9 protein-coding genes are annotated in these 6,368 nt (G+C 73.0%); 5 read left to right on the top strand and 4 right to left on the bottom strand.

What is annotated here, in order from left to right:
* Positions 1–475: class E sortase (locus AOJ26_RS40370; protein ID WP_159044527.1), on the top strand; the 475-nt coding region annotated here is incomplete at its 5' end.
* Positions 476–498: 23 nt separating this feature from the next.
* On the opposite strand, the gene AOJ26_RS40365 is transcribed toward AOJ26_RS40370, so the two are convergent.
* Complete coding sequence (locus AOJ26_RS40365) at positions 499–1,890, bottom strand: MFS transporter (RefSeq protein ID WP_053853301.1); 1,392 nt, start codon at positions 1,888–1,890, stop codon at positions 499–501.
* A 68-nt stretch (positions 1,891–1,958) separates the two neighbouring features.
* On the opposite strand from AOJ26_RS40365, the gene AOJ26_RS40360 reads away from it, so the two are divergent.
* The 4 genes from AOJ26_RS40360 (at position 1,959) to AOJ26_RS40345 (ending at position 4,608) form a co-directional block, all read left to right on the top strand.
* A complete protein-coding gene (locus AOJ26_RS40360) occupies positions 1,959–2,486 on the top strand; it encodes a winged helix-turn-helix transcriptional regulator (RefSeq protein WP_053853300.1) in 528 nt (175 codons plus the stop codon).
* A gap of 35 nt (positions 2,487–2,521) precedes the next feature.
* Positions 2,522–2,833 carry a DUF6412 domain-containing protein gene (locus AOJ26_RS40355; protein WP_053853303.1) on the top strand — a complete coding sequence of 104 codons (312 nt, stop codon included), beginning with the start codon at positions 2,522–2,524 and terminating at the stop codon, positions 2,831–2,833.
* Between the two features lie 87 nt (positions 2,834–2,920).
* The gene (locus AOJ26_RS40350) at positions 2,921–3,634 is read left to right on the top strand and encodes a YidC/Oxa1 family membrane protein insertase (RefSeq protein WP_053853299.1); all 714 of its coding nucleotides are present in this window, start codon (positions 2,921–2,923) and stop codon (positions 3,632–3,634) included.
* Between the two features lie 116 nt (positions 3,635–3,750).
* Entirely contained in the window at positions 3,751–4,608 is an 858-nt protein-coding gene (locus tag AOJ26_RS40345; protein ID WP_053853302.1) for a fumarylacetoacetate hydrolase family protein, read from the top strand.
* Positions 4,609–4,692: 84 nt separating this feature from the next.
* Here the strand turns inward: AOJ26_RS40345 and AOJ26_RS40340 are convergent, their stop codons facing one another.
* The 3 genes from AOJ26_RS40340 to AOJ26_RS40330 all read right to left on the bottom strand — a co-directional run.
* Positions 4,693–5,550, bottom strand: a complete 858-nt coding sequence (locus tag AOJ26_RS40340; protein WP_053853298.1) for an LLM class F420-dependent oxidoreductase — start codon at positions 5,548–5,550, stop codon at positions 4,693–4,695.
* A 44-nt stretch (positions 5,551–5,594) separates the two neighbouring features.
* Positions 5,595–6,104 (bottom strand): heme-degrading domain-containing protein, encoded by a 510-nt coding sequence (locus tag AOJ26_RS40335; RefSeq protein ID WP_053853297.1) that lies wholly within the window; start codon positions 6,102–6,104, stop codon positions 5,595–5,597.
* The coding region (locus AOJ26_RS40330) for a Gfo/Idh/MocA family oxidoreductase (protein ID WP_324614013.1) at positions 6,101–6,368 on the bottom strand (268 nt) is incomplete at its 5' end. The genes AOJ26_RS40330 and AOJ26_RS40335, both read right to left, overlap by 4 nt.

The raw sequence follows: 6,368 nt of genomic DNA, 5'->3' as shown, positions 1-6,368 counted from the left end.
CCTCACCACCCCGGCGCCGGACCCCTCCCAGGCCTACGCCGTCTTCCGCATCCCCCGCCTCCACCTCCGCGTCCCCGTCGCCGAGGGCGTCGGCAGGCGCAGTGTCCTCAACAAGGGGTACGTCGGCCACTACCCCGGCACCGGACAGCCGGGCGGCGCCGGGAACTTCGCGCTCGCCGGGCACCGCAACTCCCACGGCGAGCCCTTCCGGTACGTCGACCGGCTCGTGCCCGGGGACACCGTGCGGGTGGAGACGCGGAGCGCGGTGTACACGTACGCCGTGGACCGGACCCTGCGCCAAACCTCGGCCCGCGACTCGGGGGTGATCGCCCGCGTGCCGCGCTCGTCGGTCCGTCCCGCCTTCGGCTACACCGCGCCCGGTCACTACCTCACCCTCACCACGTGCACGCCGGAGTACACGTCCCGGTACCGGCTGGTGGTGTGGGGCAAGCTCGTCTCGGCGCGGCCGCGCTGAGAACCGCACCTCCCGTACCGCCCTCACCGCTCCCGCAGCCCCACCACGGTCCCCGCCGCCACCAGTGCCAGCACCGCCGACACCAGCATCGCGATGTCCGCGCCGTGGGCGAGGCCGCCGCCGGTGGAGGTGGCGATCGCGATGGTCAGGGCGACTCCGGCGCAGGAGCCGATGTAACGGAAGGTCTGCTGGGCGCCCGAGCCCATCGCCGCGCGCGTGGCCGGGACGGACTCCACGGCGGCCAGCGGGAGCGCCGCGTTCAGCAGGCCGCTGCCGACGCCGGCGACGACCAGGCCGGGCAGCAGCCGTACCCAGGACCCCGCGTCCAGTGAGCCGAGCATGGTCAGTACGCCCGCCGCGTGCAGCAGGAAGCCGATCGCGAGCTGCCAGCGCGGCGGCACCCGGCCGGCCAGGCGCCGGGCCTGGAGGGCGACCGCGAAGGACAGCCCGGACCAGAGGAGGAAGAGCCAGGCGGTGTCCATCGCGGACAGGCCGACGGTCTGCTGGAGCAGGGCCGGGAGGAAGCTGAACAGGCCGATCACCGCGAGACCCGTGAACAGTCCGCTGGAGGAGGATGCGAGGAAACGGCGGTGGCGCAGCAGTTCCAGGTCGATCATCGGCGTCGCGGAGCGGCGTTCCACCGCGGCGAACGCGGCGAGCAGGACCACGAACGCCAGCAGCAACAGCCCGACCGGTGCCCGCAGCCAGCCGTCCCGGCCCAGGGTCAGCGCGGCCACCAGGGCGACCAGAGCGAGCCCGAAGGTCACGGCTCCGGCGAGGTCGGGGCGGCCGCCGCGCGGGGCCCGGGACTCCGTCAGGAGCCGTGCGGACAGGGCGGCCACGAGCAGGGCGGCGGCGCCGAGAACGCCGTACGACACCCTCCAGTTCGGCATCGCGCCGCTCAGCACGGGGCCGACCGCGATGCCGCCGCTCACGAACGCGCCCCAGACGCCGGTCGCGTGCAGGCGGCCCCTGGGGGACGGGAAGGCGTGCACGATCAGGCCGAGGCTGCTCGCGAGGAGCGCCGCGCTGGCCGCGCCCTGGGCGATCCGGGCCAGGGTGAACAGCCAGGTGGACGAGGTCAGGGCACCCAGGGCCGTGGTGAGGCCGAGGGCGAGGGTGCCGGCGGCGAAGATCCGGCGGCGGCCGTAGTCGTCGGCGAGGCTGCCGGCGACCAGGAGGAGGGCGGCGAGCCCGAGCGGGGTGCCGTTCAGGAGCCAGGCCTGGGCGGAGAGCGGGGTGTGCAGGTCGGCGGCGACGTCGGGGAGCTGGACCACCGGCGCGGTGTACGTCATGAGGGCGACGGCGGTGGCGGCGCTGGTCAGGGCCAGGGTGGGCCCGGGCCGGACGGGCGCGTCGGGAGCGGTCGGCGACGCCTTGACCTCAGTGCGAGTTCGTTCATTGAACTTAAGCATGCACGGCACCGTAGCAGAGTGGGTTCGGTCATTGAACCCATGATGGGAGAATGGTTACAGTGGGCGGCATGGCACTGGGCAAGGACTACGCGACACAGGAATGCTCGATCGCCCGCGCGCTGGAGATCGTCGGCGAGCGCTGGACCCTGCTCGTGATCCGCGACGCCCTCTACGGCGTCCGGCGCTACAACGACTTCCTCGTCCACCTCGGCATCCCGCGCGCGGTCCTCGCCACCCGCCTCCAGATGCTCACCGAGGAGGGCATCCTGGAGAAGCGCCGCTACCAGGAGTCCCCGCCGCGCGACGAGTACGTCGTCACCGAGCGCGGCATCGCCCTGTGGCCCGCCCTGCGCGCCCTCGGCCGCTGGGGCCGCGAGCACCACGGCGAGAGCGCGCTGCGCACCTTCCACCACGCCGAGTGCGGCACCGAACTCGGCTCCTGGGGCGAATGCCCCGCCTGCGCCACCGTCGTACCCGTCGCGGACGTCCTCATGGTGCCGGGCCCCGGGCTCGACCCGGACCCGGCCGACCCGGTCAGCCGGGCCCTGCTCCAGCCGAGGAGGCTCCTTCAGCCGATCACGGTCGATCAGGTATAACCGGGGGAGGACTCGCAGCGAGAGGGGGAGTGGCCGTGACGCGCCGCTGGACGACACCGCGTCCCGCCGCCGTGCTGCTCTTCCTCCTCCTCGACGTCGTCCTCCTCGACGCCGGCAGCCTCTCCGCCGCCGTCGCGCTCGCCGCGACCGCCGCGGCCGGCTCCGCGTTCGTCGCCTGCTCGCTGATCGCCTCGCGCTGCGCGCCCGCCGTACCGCCCACCCGAGTCCGCACCGCCATCCGCGACCGCGCCCGCCGTACGGCCTTCCTCCAGCAACGCGACCCCGACGCCAGGGGCCGCTCCCGCCCCCGAGCGCCCGGCCACGCCCTCCCGGCGACCGCCGCGTAGGGGCCCGCTCCTGTACGGACACCCCGCGCGGGTCGTCATGCCGCTTTCCCTGTTCCCGGCACGACGAGACCCCCGGAGGGCTCACCCATGTCCGTCTTCGCTGATCTGGTCCAACACCTCGCCGACCTGCTCCACCCCCTCTTCGGCGCCACCGCGGCCGCCGCCGCGATCGTCCTGTTCACCGCTCTCGTACGACTGCTCGTGCACCCCCTGTCCCGCGCCGCCGCCCGCGGCCAGAAGGCCCGCACCCGGCTCCAGCCGAAGATCGCCGAGCTGCGGAAGCGGCACAAGGACGATCCCGCCGAACTCCAGAAGGCCGTGATGGCGCTGCACGCCGAGGAGAAGGTCTCACCGCTGTCCGGCTGTCTGCCCGGACTGTTCCAGCTCCCCGCGTTCTTCCTGCTGTACCACCTCTTCTCCAACACCACGATCGGCGGCAGGGCGAACGAACTGCTCGGCCACGAGCTGTTCGCCGCACCGCTCGGCGGACGCTGGGCGGACGCGCTCGGCCACGGCGGGGTGTTCGGGGGAGCGGGGCTCGTGTACGTCTGCCTCTTCGCGTTCGTGGTCGTGGTGGCGACCTTCAACTACCGCCGCACCAAGCGGATGATGGCCGCGAACCCGGTCGTGCCGGTGACCGACGGGCAGCCGGTGCCCGGGGCGGGCGCGGTGACCAGGGTGATGCCCTTCATGTCCTTCTTCACGCTCTTCACCGTGGCCGTGGTGCCCCTGGCGGCCGCCCTGTACGTGGTGACCAGTTCGACGTGGGCCGCGGTCGAGAGGGCCGCCCTCTACCGCTGACCGGTCCAGTCCGTGAACCGGGTATTGCGGACGGGACGCGCAGCTTGGAGGATCGACCAGTCATCCGATGGCTGCACCCGTCGGAGGACGCCCCGCCATCGAGGGAGATAGTGATCATGAAGTTGCTGCGAGTCGGTACGGCGGGAACGGAGACGCCCGCGCTGCTCGACGCCGACGGGGTCCTGCGCGACCTGTCCGGTGTCGTGCACGACATCGACGGGACGCTGCTCGCCGACGACGCGGCACTCGGCCGGGTCCGCGCGGCCGCGCAGGCCGGGGACCTGCCGGCGCTGGACGCCACGGGGCTCCGCGTCGGGCCGCCGGTCGCACGGATCGGGAAGATCGTCTGCATCGGCCTGAACTACCACGACCACGCGCGCGAGACGGGGGCCGAGCCGCCCGCCGAGCCGGTGATCTTCTTCAAGGCCGCGGACACCGTGGTCGGCCCCCATGACACGGTGCTGGTGCCCCGCCGGTCGGTGAAGACCGACTGGGAGGTCGAGCTGGCGGTCGTGATCGGGCGTACGGCCCGCTATCTGTCGTCCGCCGAGGAGGGGCTCGCCCATGTCGCCGGGTACGCGGTGGCGCACGACGTGTCCGAGCGCGAGTTCCAGATCGAGCGCGGCGGGACGTGGGACAAGGGCAAGAACTGCGAGACGTTCAACCCGCTGGGCCCGTGGCTGGTGACCGCCGACGAGGTCCCGGACCCGCAGAGCCTGTCCCTGAAGCTGTGGGTCAACGGGGAGCTGAAGCAGGACGGCACGACCGCCGAGCAGATCTTCCCGGTGGGCGAAGTCGTGCGGTACGTCAGCCAGTTCATGACCCTGTACCCGGGTGACGTCATCAACACCGGCACGCCTGCGGGCGTGGCGATGGGGGAGCCCGAGCCCAAGCCGTACCTGCGGGCCGGGGACGTGGTGGAGCTGGAGATCTCGGGGCTCGGGCGTCAGCGGCAGGAGTTCAAGGGTGCCTAAGGGGCAGGGGACTGCGGCTGTTTGGCGGGTGCCGCGCCGTTGTGGCTTGTCGCGCAGTTCCCCGCGCCCCTGAAAAGCACACCCTCACGCCAGTAGTGCCGCGAGCCTGCGCCAGGCCTGCCTCGGGAGGCTGTAGCGCGGGCCGCCGTCCACCACCTGGAGGGCCACGTGGTCCGCGCCCGCCGCGATGAACTCGTCGACGCGGGCCCGGATGTTTTCGTCCGTGCCCCAGGCGAAGACCGCGTCGACCAGCCGGTCGCTGCCGCCGTCCTTCAGGTCGTCCTCCGTGAAGCCGTTGCGGAGGAAGTTGTTGGTGTAGTTGGGCAGCCCCAGATACATGGCCAGGTAGTCCCGGGCCAGGGTGCGGGCCCGCGCCGGGTCGGACTCGAGGACGACCTTCAGCTCGGGGGCCAACAGCGGCTCCGGGCCGAGGAGTTCGCGGGACTTCGCCGTCTGCTCCGCGGTGATCAGGTACGGGATCGAGCCGGCCGAGCGGTCCCGGGCCAGCTCGACGGTCCTCGGGCCCAGCGCGGCCAGGACGCGGCCCTCGGCCGGCACTCCCGCCGCGTCCAGGGCGTCCAGGTAGGCCACCAGGGCCGAGTACGGGCGCCGGTACTGCTCCGCGAGCTTGGCGTGACTGACGCCCAGGCCCAGGACGAAGCGGCCGGAGTGGGCGGCGCGCAGGTCGGCGAAGCTCGCGGCGGCGTCCTCGGCCTCGTGGTCCCAGATGCTCTGGATGCTGGTGCCGACGACGATCCGGGAGGTCGCCTCCAGGAGCGGGGCGGCGTTGGCGGCCGAGCTGCTGCCGCCCAGCCAGATCGCGCCGAACCCGAGCTCCTCCAACTCGGCGGCGGCCTCGGCGCGTTCACCCCGCTGGGACGGGTCCTCCGCGCGCAGACCGCCGCCGTTCCAGATGCCGTGCTTTCCGATGGTCTCCTTCATGGCAGGTGCCAACGTGGCAGACCCCGGCGATAATTCCGGTTCCGCTAGCGGTCCTTGCCCAGGAACTCCTCCAGCGCCTCTACCACCATCCGGTGGTCCTGGAGCTGGGGCAGACCCGAGACCGTCACGGTGCCGACGACACCGACGCCCTCCACCGTGATCGGGAAGGAGCCGCCGTGGGCCGCGTACTCGTCCGGGTCCAGGCGCGAGGACTCCTCGAAGGTGCTGCCCTTGGCGCGGAAACGGGCGCCGACCAGGTAGGAGGCGGAGCCGTAGCGCTCCACGACCCGGCGCTTGCGGTCGATCCAGGCGTCGTTGTCCGGGGTGGAGCCCGGCAGGGCCGCATGGAAGAGCTGCTGGCCGCCGCGGCGGATGTCGACGGCCACCGGTGCCTGCCGCTCCCGGGCCATGCCGACCAGCAGGGAGCCCAGCGCCCACGCGTCCTCGTAGGTGAACTGCCGGAAGACCAGGCGGCGTTCCTGCGCCTCCAGCTCCTCCAGCGGCGGGGTCAGTTCCGGGTGGAACTTCGGGGTCAGCTCGGTGTTGTGCGTCACAGCTCCACCGCCACTCCGTCGTGGGCCGAACGGCGCGCCGCCTCCAGTACGTCGAGGGCGGCGGCCGCCTCCAGTGCGGTCACCGGGTTGGTGCCGCCGTCGGCAAGGGCCCTGGCCACGGCCGCATAGTAGGCGGGGTAGTCGCCGGGGAGGGTGGGGACGGGGCTGCCGCCGCCGGTCACGGGGGATTCCCCGGCACCGAGCCGGCCCCACAGCGACTCGGGCTCCCGGCCCCAGGCGGCGGCGGTTCCGGGGCCCTCGCCC

It is taken from the genome of Streptomyces sp. NRRL B-24085 (assembly GCF_001282115.1).
In the GTDB taxonomy this organism is placed as follows: Bacteria; Actinomycetota; Actinomycetes; order Streptomycetales; family Streptomycetaceae; genus Streptomyces.
This window is presented reverse-complemented; position numbering and strand designations above follow the sequence as displayed.